Source organism: Buttiauxella sp. WJP83 (assembly GCF_027594725.1).
Classification (GTDB): Bacteria; Pseudomonadota; Gammaproteobacteria; order Enterobacterales; family Enterobacteriaceae; genus Buttiauxella; species Buttiauxella selenatireducens.
In genome coordinates this window covers 19,094-36,317 of sequence record NZ_CP110081.1, presented here as the reverse complement: position 1 = coordinate 36,317, position 17,224 = coordinate 19,094, and the positions used below count along the sequence as shown (strand labels likewise).

Genomic DNA, 17,224 nt, shown 5'->3' with positions numbered 1-17,224 from the left:
CTTGCCGGCTGGTCTAAACTTTTGCCATATACACTGAGCAGGTAATTATTTCCTGTGAGCTAGTGCAATTCGAAAACGATAAGGTGGGGCAATGAGAGACGACCCTGTTTTAGCAATTTTATTAACCATCTTATTAGCACTTGTTCTCTGGCCCATAATTAGCCTTGCAAAGGGTATCTTCCGCCGTAATCGATTCATTCGCTTCATTGGAAATGACTTTCCACAAAGCCACCTTTTCGTCAGGGGGTGGGGTGGTATCGCTGTCGATATAAAGAACGAACGATTCGCTGTGTGTAAAAAGAATTGTCTCGATTGGTTTGATGCTTCTCAGATACTCGAACTAAAGGTCGAACACCAAAAGGTCACACCATTACTATTACCGTCTATGTCGATGGACGTCACACTACGATCTGAACGGCTGCCAACCTTGCGAGTAGACGAGATAGAAACCAGTAGTCTTCGAAATATTGCATCATTGATGATAATTTTGGCCGACAAAGTGAAGTCAGCAAATGAAATTGCCAAAACTGATACCGCGACTCAAATAACGGACCTGATTAATGCAGTAAACCGACTGACGGATGCAGTAACCTCTCTTACCGATGTAGCAAGAAGTTCGAGCACAAAGTCGCAAGACTCGGCTGATATCACGAAATAGGCAGCAAGTTAGAGGTGAGAAGTGTTCCGGTCTGGATTATCAGATCCTCATGGTTTGTTGTTAAAGGGGTTTGAAGTCCAATGGAACGGAAACGTACGCTAAGTGTGTTATTTAACCACAGTGAAAATGGGAACTGGTCAAGGGAGCAAAGCTTTATCTGTCATCTGCGCTAAATTTATTGATCGTACCCATACCACTCTGGTTCTTTTTTTCACACTTTTGATCTGTATTCGAATGTTGGTAACCGCACTTGAGCGCATGAGCAAGCTTGAGTGCAGAATTTTGTGCCGGGGTGAGATTTATGAGTTCTGGATCTACGTTCTGAGCCAGAGCAACCATCGACCTCGCCACGTTGTCATCCTCAACCATCGAGAGTTCAGCTATGTAAAGCTCCTGAAATCTTCGTTTTGCCTTGTTCAACTCATCAGTCGATCGACCTTCTGGAATGGCAATAATCGCCGCAGTCTTTACCGCCTCCAGATAAACTATGCGGCGTAATTCAATAAAAGGTCTGTTAGCTTCAATTGCCCTATCACTCGCTTCTTTTAAACGAACCTCTGTTTCTTTATTGAGAGCATCAGTGTATTTGAGCACGCTCAGGATCACGCCAGCGACAACACTCAGAACCTGAATAGTACTCATCACCAGTTCAAAATTGGTTTTTTGATGTGTCATCAGGAGCTAGCCTCTTGTCATAAAGCACATTCCGATAACACCTTATTCTAGTAGCCCGTTATTAACATTTCACAGAATCTGCATATTTGTACTCCGTGAAATAGTCTAATAGGTTTTTCTTAGTGTTATCCGGTGCAAGTCAGCTAAGTTTATAAAAAAAGCTTTCTGTCATTTGAGTTGAATATGGCTACAAACAATCGCGGCGAAGACGAACGTAAACTTGAGCTTGAATTTAAGCTTGCAACATTGCGATCACATGAGCTGCAGATGATGCACGTCTACGGGCTGAGACGGATGCTGTTAGGGATCGCTGCTCTTGCGATTATTATCGGCGCAATCATGACCTTTGCCGGGCTACAAGGTTCGTTTAACTGGGCAGTGGAATTTCCAAATTCAATCGGGGCGAAAATGACTAACGCCTCACCGGGGATTTTATTTGCAACGGTTGGGCTTATTTTAGGCTTCGTGGTTGCTATCCAAAAGCCGGTAACCTACAGCTCTATCATCAAAAAACTCCTACCCGGTGGCGGTGGTAGTACGGAAGAGCATATTCTGTATCATACGATTCCTGAAGACCGCAAACGTCCCTCAAAGTAAGCCTATATCGTCAATAACTTGCTGTAGTTTCCACCGCCAAAGCGCCGTGGCGCGTAGCATTGATGGTATGCCTGGCGGTTGTTGCTAATCGCTACCGCTGCTATGCTGTATATAATTACAGTATTTTGGCGCACCATCATGACACTTGAAATCCTCATCCACGATCCGACAACAAAGCTACCTATCCCGTTGTTTTCTGACTCTTGCCCTGCTGGTTTTCCTAGCCCTGCGCAGGACTACATCGAGTCTACTCTTGACCTGAATGAGTACTGCATTCGACATCCATCAGCAACCTACTACGTTCGGGCGTCGGGTGAGTCGATGATCGAGTGCGGTATTCAGTCGGGGGATTTGCTTGTGGTAGACCGCGCCTGGAAGCCGGAACACGGCAGTATTGTTATCGCCAGTGTTGAGGGAGAATTTACCGTCAAGAAGCTCTGCCTGCACCCTCGCCTTTGCTTAATGCCAATGAATCCCGCCTATAGCCCGATTTATATCAACCCAGACGAGCTGGAGATATTCGGCGTGGTGACTCACAGCGTCCACGGCTTCATTTAGGGGGGGGCGCTGTGTTCCTTCTGTGCGATGTAAATTCGATGTATGCGAGCTGTGAGCAGCTTTTCCGACCTGATTTGAAGGGCAGGCCCATTTTGGTCCTTTCGAACAACGACGGTGCGTGTGTGGCGCTTAACAAGCCTGCTAAGGCGCTGGGCATCAAGCGCGGTGCGCCCTACTTCCAGGTCAAAGAGTTGGTGCGTCGTCACAACGTAGCGGTATTCAGTAGTAACTACGCACTGTACGGTGAAATGAGCGCAAGAGTGTTTGCCACACTGGAAAGTATCTCAGTAAAAACAGAAATTTATAGCATTGACGAAGCCTTCCTGACGGTCGACGGCATCGAGACAAGCGAAAGCTATGAGAGCTATGAGAGCTACGGTCGCAGAGTGAAAGATACTGTTTACCAGCATACCGGGCTGATGTGTGGCATTGGCCTTGCGCAGACACGAACACTGGCAAAGCTCGCCAACCATGCCGCCAAAACGTGGCCCGCCACCAGAGGTGTAGTAGTTCTCACTGAACGGCATCGGCAACGCAAGTTAATGAGCCTGCTGCCGACGTCTGAAGTATGGGGTGTGGGCCGTAAAACCAGTGCCAAATTGGACGCGTTAGGCATCAAAACGGCGCTCCAGCTCGCTGACGCAAGCCTTTACCTGATCCGCAAAACCTTTGGTGTAGTCATGGAGCGCACCGTGCGAGAGCTGAATGGTATACCCTGCATATCCATTGATGCACTGCCCGCAAAGGAGCAAATCATTTGCAGTCGAAGTTTTGGCGAGCGGATCACCTCAAAACAGGCAATGCACGAAGCGATTTGCCAGTACGCCGAAAGAGCCGCGGAAAAGTTGCGGGAAGAGCGCCGGTACTGCCGACACATCACCGTGTTTGTACGCACTAGCCCATTCTCTAATGATCCGTACTACAGCAATAGCGCCGGTAATCGCCTGATGACACCCACGCAGGATACGCGGGATATCATTGCAGCTGCCGTTCGTGGGCTGGATTCGATATGGCGTGATGGTTTTCGCTATCAGAAGGCAGGCATCATGCTTAACGACTTTTCCCCTGGCGCCGGACAGATTGATTTGTTTGATGAGACGCCGCCACGAGCGAATAGCGCCGCGTTAATGAGTGTTATCGACCGGGTAAACAACAGCGGGATTGGGAATCTATGGTTCGCTGGTCAGGGCATCAATAAGGGCTGGAAGATGAAGCGGGAAATGCTGTCTCCATCGTATACAACCAACTGGAAGGAATTACCCGTTGCCGTGATTAAGTAACGGGCAATCCTTGTGTGATCAGCTGTCAGCCGCCGCCATCACCTGTACCACCACCACCCCAACCGCCTGGGTCACGTTTCTGGACATCATAACCGGAACCCTTCTCTTTGAAGAAATCCCCGTTCTTGAGCAATTTATCGACTTCATTGTATGTATCACTGTCGGTATCGCTTGCATTAACTGACAAACGACCGGGGCAACCATTACCATCATTGCATAGAACGTTTGGTATTGGGCGCGGCGGTGGCGGAGGTAAAGGAGTTCGATCCGGTGTTATGGTTGGTGTGGGGGTAGGTTTTGGGGTTAAATCAACAGCAAAAGAAGACATTGATACTTGCGTGAGCAATAGAATTGTCATTGCTGATAGCAATCTTTTCATCCGGGAATCTCCTGGACAACACTGCAAATCACACAGTTACAAAAGCAGTATAAAAGTAATTGAGTATCTCTTTGCTAGTACGTAAGTATCATTCGGTGTGGAAAATAATGAGGGGGTTGTGGTTCTTCGGTAGTGTTGCGACTGCCCCTTAACTGAGGGCAACGGCCCTCACATTAAGGCTTTAATACCGAGCACTTTGCTTTGCAGTTCAAGCTGTCTGGTGTAGGGCTTCGCGCGATAGTAGGATTTGAGAATCTGCTCTGGGGTCGCGTCACCTGGGTCGAGACCTTCCTCGCCCAGACAAGCCACTTTCACGTTTAGCCCGAGACTAGTGAGCCGTCTGGCCGCCGACATCGTGTTGCGTATTGCTTGCTTCTCGCTATCCCACATCATGATGACGTTACGCAGACCACGCGCTTTTAGCGTCAGGAACGCGCCCAATTGGTCTTCTGCGTCCTCAGTGGTGTTTCCGGATAAGTGCATCCCGAACGTACCAATTGGCTCCACGTAGTCCCGCAGTGTCTCTTCGTCGAAGATGGCACGTTTCACGCCCATTACGTCAAATGCCCCTTCACAAACAACGACCGCTTGCTTTCCGACTGCGTTATGGCCGTTGTAGAGAAACTTACCCGACGCCGGCAGCTGCATGGGGAAGAGATAGCGGCGTTCTGCTGTACCGGTAATGTCACGACCCTGGAACGTCTTCATCACACCATCCAAATCGTATACCGGTATCAGAATGCGCATGTCGAACACTTGCCCTTTGACCTGGTCTGTATACGGATCGACGTAAGCGTGTTTGCCTTCGACGCAGTAGCGAAGATCGAAATATCTGGCCATTTCCGGGGAGATGTTTCGTTTGACCAGATAATCCGGAAGACGGCCATCGATTGGTAACTCGTAATGGCGTGGGAGAGCAACCGGCCCTACAAGTTCTACCTCGCTGGCCAATACAATCTCTTCTTTCTTCGTGGACCAGCCTTGGGTCAGCAAAGCGTTCTGGACGTACTCTTCGAAGTCTCGGCGTGATTTGCCGCTGTAGTACTTTAGGAAAACCAGCTTGTTGAACTGAATCTCTTCAGGGTGATCACCAGCAAAGCATTTGCCTACACCATTGGTCAGGTTGAAATAGACCTTCCAGTTGGAACTACCACAGACAGGGCATTCCTTGATATTCACTTCACGTCCACGTGTGCTGACACCACCGCGGCGATAAATAATCCCTTCTATATCGAGCCATTGTTCAAAATCCAACTCGGACAGTAGTTCTTTTAGGTCACTCATTTTTCACCCCACTTTTTGCAGGCAATATCTTGATGAGCCTACATTTATGGATACCATAAAGGCTCATGTGTTTTTTCTTTTGTGGTTTGGCAAAAGGTTATTTGCGTCTTGAAAGGGCGTTGGATATCCACGCCCTCTTTTTTAGAGAACGTCCAAAATACGTTCGATGAATCGCATTTGTTCCAGGTTCTGTTTAACGCGAATGCTTACGCCACCCTTTTGGTTACGTGAACCAGCGAAGTACAGACGCGCTTCACCTTTCGCCTCTTCCTCTTCTGTTTTGTTGATTGTGATAACGAGGTCAGCGATACGGACTTTCTCGATGTTGTCTGCGGCGTGCATCATTGTGGCCACCTCAGATGCCCCACCTTCTCTGTTGGTCTGGGATGCGGTGATACCTGCAACGTTGTGCTTGTCATAGAGCGCACGCAAATCGGTGTAGATGCTGCGAATGTTGGCCCTGTCGTCTCGAAGGTCGTAGCTGGCACGCATCAAGTCTGCGTAGTCGACCACCACCATATCAGGGATCATGCCATTGGCTTTCATGCTGCCAAGCATTCGGTCGAGATCTGCAGGTGACATGCTTCCGGATGGGCGCTCGACAATCCACAAACTCCCCACACCTTTCGTCGCGCCAAGTTCTGCCAGCTTGCGATGGACATCGTCGCGGCGCTCCACCAGCTTAGACATTTCGGTCTCAGACAGGCGAGCGTCGAAACGGTCGGAAAGGATGGAGGTATGAACTTCCAGCGACAAATACAGCACGTTGTAACCGGCAAGCGTTGCATTGACGGAAAACTCGCCCATTGCCGTGGACTTACCAGACTTCGCAAAGCCCATGAACAGCACCATTTCACGCTTCGCCCAGCCTTTCTGATAAAGCAATTTATCGAGCAGAGGAAGGCCAGTAGTAATGCTGTTTGGCACGTAGTCATCAGACGCTTCAAACTCACGCGCCTTGTATCGCTCAGCTGATTCAGTGAAGTAGTCGTATATACCTGTCGCTTCGTTAGAGCCGATTTGCTGGACTTTGGCCATGATTGCCATTGCGCCCTGAAAATCGCCCTTCTCCTTCATCTCAGCCGCTTTAATCAACGCATCGTCGAACGCTACGCTTTTCGCAAATGTTGCGACCTGGTCAACCATGTACGCTGTGTCTGACAGCTTCTCAGCAAGAATCCGTTTAAACGCCTCAACCACATCCGGGAACAGTTCTTCGCGTATCGTCTTATCTCGTTTTGCGCGTTTAAGCATGTCGAGAATGGCCGACGATGATGGTGCGCTCTTATACATCCGGTAGTAGCCGGACACCATGTTCACAAGAATGGCGTTGGCAGCGTTGGAAAACTGGTTAGGGGCAACCAAGTCACCTGCTCGAGTCAGGAACTCGTGGTCGCGACAAAAATAGGCTGCGAGTCGATTCTGGAAGTCGTCATCGAACTCTTCAGACAACCCTCGTCCTGTGTGGCAAAGTTCGGTCATGTGCTTTCCTTTGGTTCTTAAACAATTTGTTTTCTAATACTAAAAAAGCTCAATAGGGGATCAACAGAATCGCCGTGCTTCTTCCATTTCTTCCGGGAAGTAGGCAAAAATCACTCGTTCAGGCACTAACTCCATCAGCCATACAGCGGAGAAGATTAAGCGGATGCGTTTGTCGCGGGTGATGCCACGCAGACGCTCCAGAACCCACTCAAAATAGCTTTCTTGAATTGGGTCTTGCTGCATGTCTCCTAAATGCTTAAAGCTCACCAGAGAGTCATCCAGACGCGTTACCGAACGTTTGGCTAATTTCTCTTCAAATATCTCGATAAGCTCTGGCTGCCACAGGTGTTGTGGGCGTGGGAGTTTGTCCCACAAGCGCCGTGCAGCTGCGGAGAGAACGGTGGAAATGAAGTAGTCGTATGAGCAGCAGTACCGATCGGCAAACTGGCGTGCTTTCCACAGAGACGTTTTGTTAGCCGCCGACAGCTCCTGATACGGCACGCGTTTCAGGCCAGTCGTAAATGGCGCGGTCTCGTAGTGTTCACGGCCATGCGACAGCATGATGTAGGAGTACTGGCGCTTGTACGCTTCGGTGAAGAGGCATGTGGCCATAAGAGGGTGCATGTCGCGGTAATCAAACCACTTGCTCTCAAACAGTTCTGCCTCGTTTTTGCAGCGTGAGAGTCCGATATTCTCGGCCACCCACTTATCCATGACTGCGGTATCCCACTCAGTCATGAAGTCGTACTGGTCGTTATCGATAGTGTTAAAGAAAATCTGGCTCATGTGCGTCGCTTCTTTTAATAGGTAGCTACTTACTTATTAATGAGTGCGAATCATAGCGACTGGAGACAGTTTTTGGAAGTGGAAACAGGAGGGGATGTGTCTGGGACGTTAGCTGATAAAAGACCTGCTTCCGTATATTAAATAATAAGTAACTTAGTATTTATATATACAGAAGCAGGTTCTGAATTCATAGTACTCACAAGAATCCAGGTACTGTCATGAGGCAGAAAAAAGTGCATAATCCTTTCTAAACCTCAACATAAGGCGGCATGATGATATTGTACAAATACGTCCCAGAAGAAACTCTAAAGCTATTTTTTGATCATGACGCAACCAGCTTCAAATTTACTCCAGTTGGTCAGTTCAATGATCCCTTCGAAACATATGGCGTATCATTGGCATCAGAAGACAAAGACTCGCTAATGCATTTGACATTGCGCTCAAGAATAAACTCTGACCTTGCCAGTCTATGCTTATCCGAATCACCATTAGAAGTCTTAATGTGGTCTCACTATGCACAGCATCATAGAGGTTACGTAGTAGGCATCGATACCGAATTAGCCGGTTTTAACGATGAGTACCGTTGTTTAATAACCGCGAATGAAGGGAATATCGACTACCTCGATGAGAGAGACAAAACAAGACTGATTGTTTCCGATAAAAACTTTAAAAACAGGGAGATAGTTAAAAGAATCCTGTTAAGAAAAAGCCAGCACTGGAAATATGAGAAAGAAGTTAGAGTTGTGATCGAAAGCGAGAAACTGCTACCTATCGGTAGTGAAGAAGATAGGTTCTATTTACACAAAGCTCCAGGGACAAATATCATTAAAGAAATCTATATAGGTATCAATAATGATGATTTTGAACTTACAGTAATAGAGAATGAAAATTTAAAAAATGCCATTTTTAAAAATAACATTAAAATCAAAAAATGTTGTTTTAAAAAGGGAACCTGGGACTTGAACAAAGTTGATTATGATATGAAGGAGCTTACTGACTTTCCTAACGTTGAATTCAATATCCTTGCGGGAGTAATATCTGCTTTCGAAAAAAATGAAGTATGAAATGGAGCGAATACAAGCTGTCTGTATTCGCCCCTCATAAATATTAGCCTTTTTTCATCAGCTCGCGTTTGATTTCATCAGTACGCATCGTGACATCAGACGGTGTAATTGCCTCGTTCAGCTTCACGATTTCTTCAATCTCCTGCGGAGACTTCTCTGCCAGATGGAAAATGGCTGCGCGAATCACGTCAGAACGGGTGAACTTCTCGAAGCGAGGGATGAACTTCATCATCTCCAGCAAATCGAAATACTCGTCTTCCAACGACATCGTGCGGCTCTTAATTTTCTCTTTCCCACGAGTCGGGCGTCCCTGTGGTCTGACTGGCTGGCGCAACGGTGTACTGCTCTTAGCCGGTGCATCAGGCTCTTTGCGCTTGGCAAGGTCTCCCATTTTCATGGACATTATTTATCCTCCAGACTCAAAATATAATCGACCAAATCTTCAATTTCGGCTTCTGCTTTCTTATCGCGTTCTGCGCCGGTCATTTCAAAGATAGAGCGGCCTGCTTCTTCCGCATCGTCGTACACGTTACGGTTGTATAGGTTTACCGGTGCCGCTTCGATGCCGAACGTCTCGACAATCTCTTTAGAGGCCAAAATGCGTGATGCTTGTGAAGGCAGTGACGGACACTGGTTCATTACCGCACGAATTTTCACGTTCTCATTCACATTACGGACATTGTCGATAATCGGGTCGATATCACGCAGAGACTTTAAATCACGACGCTTTGGACGTAACGGGATGATGATGACGTTTGCCATTAGCATCGCATAACGTTGGATTTCGGAGTCGAAGCCACCAGCGTCAACCACACAGTAATCGACACGTCCCTCCAGTGATTGGAGATGCTTAACTACGTCATCCTGAACGTAGGAGAAAGGAATCAGTTCAAGATCTTCGTTCTGGCGACGGTCTTCACACCAGCTCGTCGTCGTGCGCTGAATATCGATATCAGTAATCTGAACTTTCTTTTTCTTTTTGATTTTCAGGCAGGTTGCTACCTGCTGGGCAACGGTAGATTTACCTGGGCCGCCCTTCGTGCCGCCTACCACAATGATCTGAGTCATTGGTGAGTTCCCTTTGCGTGAATTATTGTCGTATGAAACAACTTGTTTTCTTATATGCGATATAGCCTAAATGCCTACGGCTACGGTGTAAAGGTGAATTGATAGGCAGTGTAGAGGTTCTACTTACAAGACAAACTAATAGTTGAAAGTTTGGTCAATCAATCTTATAGTGTTTGTACGGAAAAATTCCGTACATGATTAGATAGTAAAATCTCTTTGATAACTCAAAACTAAACTCAAAACTAAACTCAAAACTAAACTCAAAACTAACCTCAAGCGAAGAGAATGACCGCCACGAAATACTGGCAGTCAAGGAGTACACAATGTCAGCACTGAAAAAACAGCGCATCGATCTCAGACTAACCGACGACGACAAGAGCATGATCGAAGAAGCTGCGGCAATGTCCAACCAGACTATTACTCAGTTTATGGTTGCCAGTGCCTCTGAACGTGCTGCGGAAGTTATTGAGCAACATCGCCGCCTGATTCTCAACGAACAATCATGGAATCTGGTGATGGATGCCATCAGCAATCCGCCTGCACCGAACGATAGGCTGAAACGAGCTGCCAAGCGTCTACAAAACATGGAGTAAGACGTGGCCGACTTGACCATAGAGATTTTCTCAGAAGGCAACGAATATGATTTTTCGGACTTCGATTGCGGTGAAGAGTCTCTGAATGTTTTTCTGACAGATCATCTTGCTCGCCAGCATAGTGGTCGTATTTTACGTGGGTATTTGCTTTTAACCAAAGACCCAAAACCTAAAGTCTTAGGGTATTACACACTGTCAGGTAGCTGTTTCGAAAAGGCCACTCTGCCCTCGAAAACACAGCAGCGGAAAGTGCCTTATTCAAATGTGCCAAGTGTGACGCTCGGCCGCCTGGCTGTTCATAAAGACCTTCAGGGTAAAGAGTGGGGAACGACACTCGTTACACACGCCATGAAGGTTGTATACAGCGCTTCCTTGGCAGTTGGTGTGCATGGGATGTTTGTTGATGCCCTAAATGATGGGGCAAAACGATTCTATACAAAGCTCGGCTTCATACCTTTGGTCGGCGATAACACAAACTCGCTTTTCTATCCGACAAAGTCCATCGAGAAGCTGTTTGAAGAGTAATACAGCAAGCCCCTCACTCGAGTGGCTTTTTGATTCTGGTTTGGTTTGAACTGACAGCTTTCTCGCGTGGTACACAATCAAATCTTACAGTTTGATATGAGCGAAATGCGGACATGCGGGAGCATGGGCTATGTATGAAAGTTAATGATGATAAACGCCATCTTCCAAAGTGGGGCCATCAGCAGTAACCCCCGTAATACTACCTGGCGGTTCAAAGATGGCCCCACCAAATATCGCATCAAACTCTGCTTTGGTGTCTGATAAGTATTCCAAAATGATCTCTAGCAGCTCTCTGTACGTATCGCAATGCCATTCAATGTGAGGACAAATTTGGGCGAGAATTCTGGTCTTAAAATCATCCAGATTCTTTGGGACTTCCAGCAAATTGCCAGTGTTTAATACTTTCGACATAAACCTGTAATTGAGCATAGAGAGAAACATTACTGATACACCTTTCTCTTGCCTTAACTGATCGAACTTCTCTTGTTCTTGAAGGCTAAGCTTGGCGTATTCGCGATCTCGCTTAGAGTTGATAGGTTCGACGTACTGAAGCGGTTCGTCTGCAGCATCACCGATACGTGGACAAAAGTACCTATTCCACCAAGCCTCAAAATACCTTTGTTGGAACTCTAGGTATGTCATCCCAATAATATTGGTGTTATGAGTGTACTGTTTAGCACCCTGCTGAAGCCCATGCTTTGAAATAATAAATCCAATGTTAGCCCCGGTTTCATGCATTACCGTTGTGAACGAATGGACCACAGTCTGTGGTATAGAACTACCCCAGTTTTTGCATTCCACAATGTATCTGATTTTGTCCACGCTCCTAACATCTGTCGCGAGAACATCCACATTCACCGAGCCACGCGGGGTTTCTAAATCGACCTCGACTTCTGCAAGCAAACCAACATTACGGAATATACGTTGGACACCTGTCTGGAGGTCTTGCCAGTTCTCTGGTAATGGGTCATCGATCACTTCTGCTTTTCCTATGCACTATCCGCATGCAGCTAAGGCTACTGGAGGACACAAAGTCGTCATCCACTAAAAAGTTCGAATTTGGGAACGAAAATTTGCTTATGGCACAGAACCGCCTGTCAGATAAGGTTTAGCTCTGTGCCAAAAGTGTCTGATCAAATCCGAGTTAAAACACTTTAACCCATAGTCTGTTTACCTTTCCAGTTACACAACCGCTCCCCCATCGTGTTATGAAAGAGGATTTCACGCTCTGTTTCCTCGGTCATGAAATCATCGCTACTGACATAGATAGGGTTCGCAGCGCCGCAGAAAAGCACACCTGGTGTCTGAGTCTTAATCACGCAGCCACTTGTCATGCAGCTCACGATGAACGGCAGAAGCATCTTTCTGCCTAACCTCATTAATGATCTCATTTTTCACGTCCACTGTGCTTTGAAGTCGTTTTCTGTCTTCTTGCCGTGCCTTTTCTTCCATTGCTTGTCGGGCTGCACGACCTCCCAACATGTAGGCACCGACAAGCACTAAAAGAACGGCAGCCGGAGTCATCAGAGCGATTTTCAACTTTGAGAATAGGCTGCCGGCCATATCAAACGACTCCGTTCTGATATTTGCGAACCTGCGACCAGGCAATAAAGACGGCCACAGCAATAGTCGCAACACCAAATATGATCCGGACAGTATCGCCGCTAGTGATGTGGACTTGTGCCTTATCCATCGCAGCAGAGACTTGTGGCAATACGTCGGTCAGCTGCGCGACGCCAATACCCGCAGTGACGGTTGCACCTGCAGTTTCTTTTGTTACAGGGACCGCTTTCACTGTTTTCACTGGCTTAACGACACCTGCACGGCGCAGACCTTCCTCAACAACCTCGGCAGAGTACCAAGTGTTAGGTGTTTTGAGCGGGCCACGCCCGTTTTCGTGGCGGATGATGGCCTCCACCAGTGGACGGATTGTGTCGTAGTTGTGCAGGTCGATAATCATGTCCGGGGTGACACCAACGGCTTTGGCCACCTCGTTCACGTAAGCAGTCGTGTTGTTCTCGTTCGGTGGTGCCCAGCGTTCGATGACTTCGCGGATCGTATCGATACTGGAGCCATCCCTTGCACGACGCTTGTCATGATAGGTAATGAGCGTTACTGCCAGCGCTCGAATCCCCCATACAGGGTCTTTAAACGTGCAGAAACGTGGTTCGGAAGGGTTATCGACTAGCCCTTGCCACGGTGAGCCTTTGTCGAGATTGCCAGGGTTGTTGTTACGAATACCTCTCGGAGTTTTCATCCTTGATCTCCTTATTGCAGTCCATTTTTAACGCCATAAACGGCCATGCCAAGCAACAGTGCGGTAATAATTAGCGACGTGATTTTTGAGACAATACCGTCGAAAATCCCACTGGAAATGGCATCTAGCCGGTTAAGAAGTTTGTCCAGATGAGAGTGCTGGATGCTGTGTTGCGAAGGTGTCATGTCGCCAAAATAGGTCTTAAGCTGGTCATTAACTTCCAGCCCTATTTCCTCACGTAGCTCTTTACCTAATTTGCCGACAACTTCACGCGCAACGATAGCGGCAATGCGCTCTACCTGCTCTGGAGTGACGCCTGCCATCTCGTTCGACATTTTTTCCTCCATGAAAAGTCAAATCGGGATGGCAGATTTATATCACAAACGCATTAAATATTGTAGGTATGTACTTACTTACTTTTCATTTCAATTATTTTAACTATTTCTTCTTTATCCGGTTCATTCGGCCATGAAATGTCAGGTGCAGTCTCTGTGTCAACTCGGTTAAGCAGAACACGGTACTTCTTCCACGCATTAAGCATGGCAATCTCGATATCGGTAGCAATATCAAGATCAACTGCATCCTGAAGCGGGGAAATGGCATCTCCGGCCACTTTAAGACGTAAACTCCGCTCCGCTTCTGCCTGCTCTACCAACGCTTCGTGAGATGTTTCGGTCTTAACAACCTGGCCATCAATAAACTTATAGTTATCTTGATAAATCTCATCTACAGAAGAAAACGGAAACTCATCAGCCTGAATGACATCAACTACATTCAGAGGTACAGGTAAAGGTAATCCGACTCGAGTCGGGTCGCCCAACCAATAAGAAACAATATTATTGGTCTCCATATCAACGATGATAATAGGCTTATCATCAGCGAGTTTATCCCGTTGCGGATACCAGCTATCGCCATTCTCATCTTTATAGAATGCCACTCCATTCTCGGCATGAGAGAAGCGAATACTCTTAATATGTTTAATGATTTCCATATCATTTCTCCTTGTTATTAAGCCCACGCATCGCGCCAGCCGTGTGTACTGTCGTAAACCTGAATACGTCCCCCGATTATATTGATACTGGCGTTCTGTTGACCGTTTGTACTGTTAAGACCAACAACGAACCATCCATTATCGATAATCCTCTGATATCCAGTAGAGCCGAAGTTATATGTAGCTCCCCATCGGACCGATTGAACTCGGTTCACCTGGGCGTCGTGGGCTTTGTTCCAGGCATCGTTTGCTCTATCAAGTGTGCCGCGTAGACTAACACCACCCGCGCTGACATCATGCGGCGAACCAAAATCACCATTTGGGGAAAAGGTGAAGACAGCATTAGGGTGGCCATTTTCACTGCTTTCAGCCGAACCAACCAAAATAACACCGGTTGGCCACTGTGCATTACCAGATCGCAAATGCCCAAACTCAACACGCCCATAATATCCATAGCCATTGACCTGCGAGCGCAATTTAATTCCGGCATAGTAATCACTGGCACCAGGTACACCACCGTAATCAATGGTGATAACACCTGGTTGGCTGTATTGGCCTAAATATGCATGAGACCTACTAGCAGCCCAGCGAGAGCCATCAATAACCATACCGTCATGATTTAAGGTGATGTTTTTGGCGGCATTGTTCCAAATAGAGAAAATGCCATCTGAGTCCCACTTCAGCCCGGTATCGTTATCACCGATTGCCAGGCTATGATCGCCCATACCGCTGTCAGTCCCAATACCAATTCCGTTATTCACCCGCGTGCGGCCGTGGATGTTAACCCCATTTCCCAGAGTGACATTGCCATCTGACAGAGAAATACCCAGAGGGCGTAACGGGCCAATGCCACCATTCTCGCCTTGCCCCTTCTCGGTAGGGATGAGATACAAATTGCCTTCTGAGCGACGGAATATAATCCCGTACTCGTCATCATAAATCTTAAGGGCATCAATGGCTTTGATTTTGAGCTGACCATTCATACCATCACCAGTACGCTTAAATTCACGCCTCCAACCAGGTGCGTATCCATCACCGTGGTTGATGTAGGTGAACTGTGCGCTGGGAACACCATCGGCAACGGTTGTATTGGGGGTCGTTACGCGAATAGTCATTGCACCACGGGTACCCATCACCTCAACTACAGCCCCGGCAAGGCAGATATTGCCACACCCCGTATCCGTGATGACCTTATTACGTTCATAAGACCATGAACCTTTACACATCCAGTACGGATGATTAAACGCCCCCTGACTTTCGAGCCACTCGATAAAATCAGCAGTTGTCCACGAGCCGTCTTCATCTCCAATATCGACGGCAGCGCTAAAAGCACGCGCAGCACCTATATTACGGACAAATGAGTCAATATCTGGAATATCCGCGCCGTTCTGGTCCTTCACGAGCCGTGCGTTTGCACTATCCATTGCTGCTTTGACGGCTTTTGGCGTGGCGGCCAGGCTTTCGCTTTCACTGTTCGTTTCATTACTCAGACGAACGACACCTTTTGTCGTTAATGTCGCATCTTCCAGCGAAACGAGGTTGGCAACATCTTCCGCACGCTTTGCTGCCGCCTCTGCTGCTGATGCGGCTTGCTCTGCGACTTCCTGGCTATGAGCGGCGGAAGTGGCACTTGTTGAAGCGCTGGCTTCAGAACGCTGAGCGGCAGTCTTAGATTCATTCGCTGATGCCGCGCTTTCAGAGGCAGACGTTTCAGACGCTTTGGCATTTGCTTCTGAAGTCTTTGCTTCGCTTGCGCTCGATGCCGCAGCATCTTTGCTGGCTAATGCCTCACCTGAAGACTGCTCTGCTGATGTAGCACTGTCTGCCGCTGCTGTGGCACTGCCTGCCGCTGCTGTAGCACTGCCAGCGGCGGCGCCTTCACTTGCTGCTGCGGCTCTCTCAGAAGCGGCTGAGTTTGTTTCTGATGACTTGGCGGCGGATTCGCTGGCAGCAGCTCTCTTAGCACACTCGGCAGCATTAGTTTCTGACACTTGAGCGGCACCTTTTGACGCCAGAGCACCAGCCGCGCTTTCGGCAGCGGCTGTTTCAGACGATGCAGCATTCGACTCTGAAGTTTTCGCTTTAGAGGCTGAGTCGGCAGCGGCCGTTGCTGAATGCGCAGAGGCGTCTTTGCTTGCTGCGGCATTATCAGCCGAGACTTTCGCTGCATCTTTGGATGCGGCGGCACTGGCAGCAGACTCGGCGGCTTCTGTTGCTTTACTCAATGCAGTGGCTTCAGAACGACCGGCTGCCTCTTTATGGCTTTCAGCATTCGTTTCCGATGTTTTTGCTGCCTCGGCACAGGCTTTAGCGACAGCCTCACTTTCAGACGTAGCCGCCTGGTTTGCGGCCGATGCCCGTTCACTTGCCGCGGCATTACTTTCACTGGTTGCAGCCGCTTGTTGTGAACGTAATGCCTCTGCTGCTGAAGTTTCTGATCGAGCAGCTGCGGCCAGAGCTTTGGAGGATTCCGACTCAATGGTATCGACATGGTCTCGATACCACTGTTGGTTTTCGTTGTGCTCCTTGATGATCTGGAGAAGAGACTTAACCTCTATCTCTTGACCGTCTTCGGTCTCCAGCGTCACGTCATCAAGCGCAGTCAACCATCCGCGCATCGTTTTAGAGTCGGCAGACATCCGCGTCATTAACGCAGTGAAACGTGCGCTAAATTGGGTTAAATCCCCTTCGTAGGTCGTAATGATGCAGCAAGGCACTTCTGTCTGGGTTTCACCAGCATAAGCCTCGGTCAGAACCATGTTTGTGTCGTTGTTGACGCGCTTGATTTCGTACAACCGATTGTCAGGTCCAACAACAATCATGCCCGGAAGTACGCCGTTGGCAGTCACATTCCAGGCCGTTCCAACGCCAGTAAGAGTGTTACTCCCCTGGGTAAATGTGATAGTACCTTCCCTGTACCACATATTCTCTCCTTGAAAAGACGGGCATCCATGCCCGTCACGTATAGGTAACTACTTACTTATTTTTACCGATATTCACTTATTTTTCTAGCATCACATCTCTCTA

The 17,224-nt window shown here is 47.9% G+C and carries 21 protein-coding genes; 7 read left to right on the top strand and 14 right to left on the bottom strand.

Features of this window, described 5'->3' with window-relative positions:
- Nucleotides 1-91 precede the first annotated feature (91 nt).
- On the top strand, nucleotides 92-658 hold the full coding sequence (locus tag OH773_RS21935; RefSeq protein WP_270146325.1) for a hypothetical protein: 567 nt from the start codon (nucleotides 92-94) through the stop codon (nucleotides 656-658).
- Between the two features lie 153 nt (nucleotides 659-811).
- On the opposite strand, the gene OH773_RS21930 is transcribed toward OH773_RS21935, so the two are convergent.
- On the bottom strand, nucleotides 812-1,333 hold the full coding sequence (locus OH773_RS21930) for a hypothetical protein (protein WP_270146323.1): 522 nt from the start codon (nucleotides 1,331-1,333) through the stop codon (nucleotides 812-814).
- Between the two features lie 183 nt (nucleotides 1,334-1,516).
- On the opposite strand from OH773_RS21930, the gene OH773_RS21925 reads away from it, so the two are divergent.
- The 3 genes from OH773_RS21925 to umuC all read left to right on the top strand — a co-directional run bounded on the left by OH773_RS21925 (nucleotide 1,517) and on the right by umuC (nucleotide 3,768).
- Nucleotides 1,517-1,930, top strand: a complete 414-nt coding sequence (locus tag OH773_RS21925) for a hypothetical protein (RefSeq protein WP_270146321.1) — start codon at nucleotides 1,517-1,519, stop codon at nucleotides 1,928-1,930.
- A gap of 138 nt (nucleotides 1,931-2,068) precedes the next feature.
- Nucleotides 2,069-2,488 carry a translesion error-prone DNA polymerase V autoproteolytic subunit gene (gene umuD / locus OH773_RS21920; RefSeq protein WP_270146319.1) on the top strand — a complete coding sequence of 140 codons (420 nt, stop codon included), beginning with the start codon at nucleotides 2,069-2,071 and terminating at the stop codon, nucleotides 2,486-2,488.
- An 11-nt stretch (nucleotides 2,489-2,499) separates the two neighbouring features.
- Complete coding sequence (gene umuC, locus OH773_RS21915) at nucleotides 2,500-3,768, top strand: translesion error-prone DNA polymerase V subunit UmuC (protein ID WP_270146316.1); 1,269 nt, start codon at nucleotides 2,500-2,502, stop codon at nucleotides 3,766-3,768.
- Nucleotides 3,769-3,793: 25 nt separating this feature from the next.
- Here umuC and OH773_RS21910 read toward each other — a convergent pair whose 3' ends face one another.
- The 4 genes from OH773_RS21910 to OH773_RS21895 form a co-directional block, all read right to left on the bottom strand.
- The gene (locus tag OH773_RS21910; RefSeq protein ID WP_270146314.1) at nucleotides 3,794-4,147 is read right to left on the bottom strand and encodes a hypothetical protein; all 354 of its coding nucleotides are present in this window, start codon (nucleotides 4,145-4,147) and stop codon (nucleotides 3,794-3,796) included.
- Nucleotides 4,148-4,315: 168 nt separating this feature from the next.
- Nucleotides 4,316-5,431, bottom strand: coding sequence for a DNA primase (locus tag OH773_RS21905; RefSeq protein ID WP_270146312.1), 1,116 nt, complete (start codon nucleotides 5,429-5,431; stop codon nucleotides 4,316-4,318).
- A gap of 141 nt (nucleotides 5,432-5,572) precedes the next feature.
- On the bottom strand, nucleotides 5,573-6,913 hold the full coding sequence (locus tag OH773_RS21900; RefSeq protein WP_270146310.1) for a DnaB-like helicase C-terminal domain-containing protein: 1,341 nt from the start codon (nucleotides 6,911-6,913) through the stop codon (nucleotides 5,573-5,575).
- A gap of 60 nt (nucleotides 6,914-6,973) precedes the next feature.
- A complete protein-coding gene (locus tag OH773_RS21895) occupies nucleotides 6,974-7,699 on the bottom strand; it encodes a hypothetical protein (RefSeq protein WP_270146308.1) in 726 nt (241 codons plus the stop codon).
- Nucleotides 7,700-7,968: 269 nt separating this feature from the next.
- On the opposite strand from OH773_RS21895, the gene OH773_RS21890 reads away from it, so the two are divergent.
- A complete protein-coding gene (locus tag OH773_RS21890) occupies nucleotides 7,969-8,763 on the top strand; it encodes a DUF2971 domain-containing protein (protein ID WP_270146306.1) in 795 nt (264 codons plus the stop codon).
- 43 nt (nucleotides 8,764-8,806) lie between these two features.
- Here OH773_RS21890 and OH773_RS21885 read toward each other — a convergent pair whose 3' ends face one another.
- Both OH773_RS21885 and OH773_RS21880 read right to left on the bottom strand, forming a co-directional pair.
- Nucleotides 8,807-9,160: a hypothetical protein gene (locus tag OH773_RS21885; protein WP_270146377.1), complete on the bottom strand. Its 354-nt coding sequence runs from the start codon at nucleotides 9,158-9,160 to the stop codon at nucleotides 8,807-8,809.
- Between the two features lie 5 nt (nucleotides 9,161-9,165).
- Entirely contained in the window at nucleotides 9,166-9,831 is a 666-nt protein-coding gene (locus tag OH773_RS21880) for an AAA family ATPase (protein ID WP_270146304.1), read from the bottom strand.
- Between the two features lie 323 nt (nucleotides 9,832-10,154).
- Between OH773_RS21880 and OH773_RS21875 the strand changes: the two genes are divergently transcribed.
- The gene (locus tag OH773_RS21875; protein ID WP_270146302.1) at nucleotides 10,155-10,424 is read left to right on the top strand and encodes a type II toxin-antitoxin system TacA family antitoxin; all 270 of its coding nucleotides are present in this window, start codon (nucleotides 10,155-10,157) and stop codon (nucleotides 10,422-10,424) included.
- A 3-nt stretch (nucleotides 10,425-10,427) separates the two neighbouring features.
- The gene (locus tag OH773_RS21870; RefSeq protein WP_270146300.1) at nucleotides 10,428-10,949 is read left to right on the top strand and encodes a GNAT family N-acetyltransferase; all 522 of its coding nucleotides are present in this window, start codon (nucleotides 10,428-10,430) and stop codon (nucleotides 10,947-10,949) included.
- A 141-nt stretch (nucleotides 10,950-11,090) separates the two neighbouring features.
- Here OH773_RS21870 and OH773_RS21865 read toward each other — a convergent pair whose 3' ends face one another.
- The 7 genes from OH773_RS21865 to OH773_RS21835 form a co-directional block, all read right to left on the bottom strand.
- Nucleotides 11,091-11,927, bottom strand: coding sequence for a restriction endonuclease (locus tag OH773_RS21865; RefSeq protein WP_270146297.1), 837 nt, complete (start codon nucleotides 11,925-11,927; stop codon nucleotides 11,091-11,093).
- 176 nt (nucleotides 11,928-12,103) lie between these two features.
- The gene (locus OH773_RS21860) at nucleotides 12,104-12,268 is read right to left on the bottom strand and encodes a hypothetical protein (protein WP_270146295.1); all 165 of its coding nucleotides are present in this window, start codon (nucleotides 12,266-12,268) and stop codon (nucleotides 12,104-12,106) included.
- Nucleotides 12,261-12,512 (bottom strand): hypothetical protein, encoded by a 252-nt coding sequence (locus OH773_RS21855; protein ID WP_270146293.1) that lies wholly within the window; start codon nucleotides 12,510-12,512, stop codon nucleotides 12,261-12,263. Before OH773_RS21855 ends, OH773_RS21860 begins: the two co-directional genes overlap by 8 nt.
- Nucleotide 12,513: 1 nt before the next feature.
- The gene (locus tag OH773_RS21850) at nucleotides 12,514-13,206 is read right to left on the bottom strand and encodes a hypothetical protein (RefSeq protein ID WP_270146291.1); all 693 of its coding nucleotides are present in this window, start codon (nucleotides 13,204-13,206) and stop codon (nucleotides 12,514-12,516) included.
- Nucleotides 13,207-13,217: 11 nt separating this feature from the next.
- On the bottom strand, nucleotides 13,218-13,541 hold the full coding sequence (locus tag OH773_RS21845) for a hypothetical protein (RefSeq protein WP_270146289.1): 324 nt from the start codon (nucleotides 13,539-13,541) through the stop codon (nucleotides 13,218-13,220).
- Nucleotides 13,542-13,615: 74 nt separating this feature from the next.
- Nucleotides 13,616-14,197 (bottom strand): tail fiber assembly protein, encoded by a 582-nt coding sequence (locus OH773_RS21840; protein WP_270146287.1) that lies wholly within the window; start codon nucleotides 14,195-14,197, stop codon nucleotides 13,616-13,618.
- A 17-nt stretch (nucleotides 14,198-14,214) separates the two neighbouring features.
- On the bottom strand, nucleotides 14,215-17,121 hold the full coding sequence (locus OH773_RS21835) for a phage tail protein (RefSeq protein ID WP_270146285.1): 2,907 nt from the start codon (nucleotides 17,119-17,121) through the stop codon (nucleotides 14,215-14,217).
- Nucleotides 17,122-17,224: the final 103 nt, after the last annotated feature.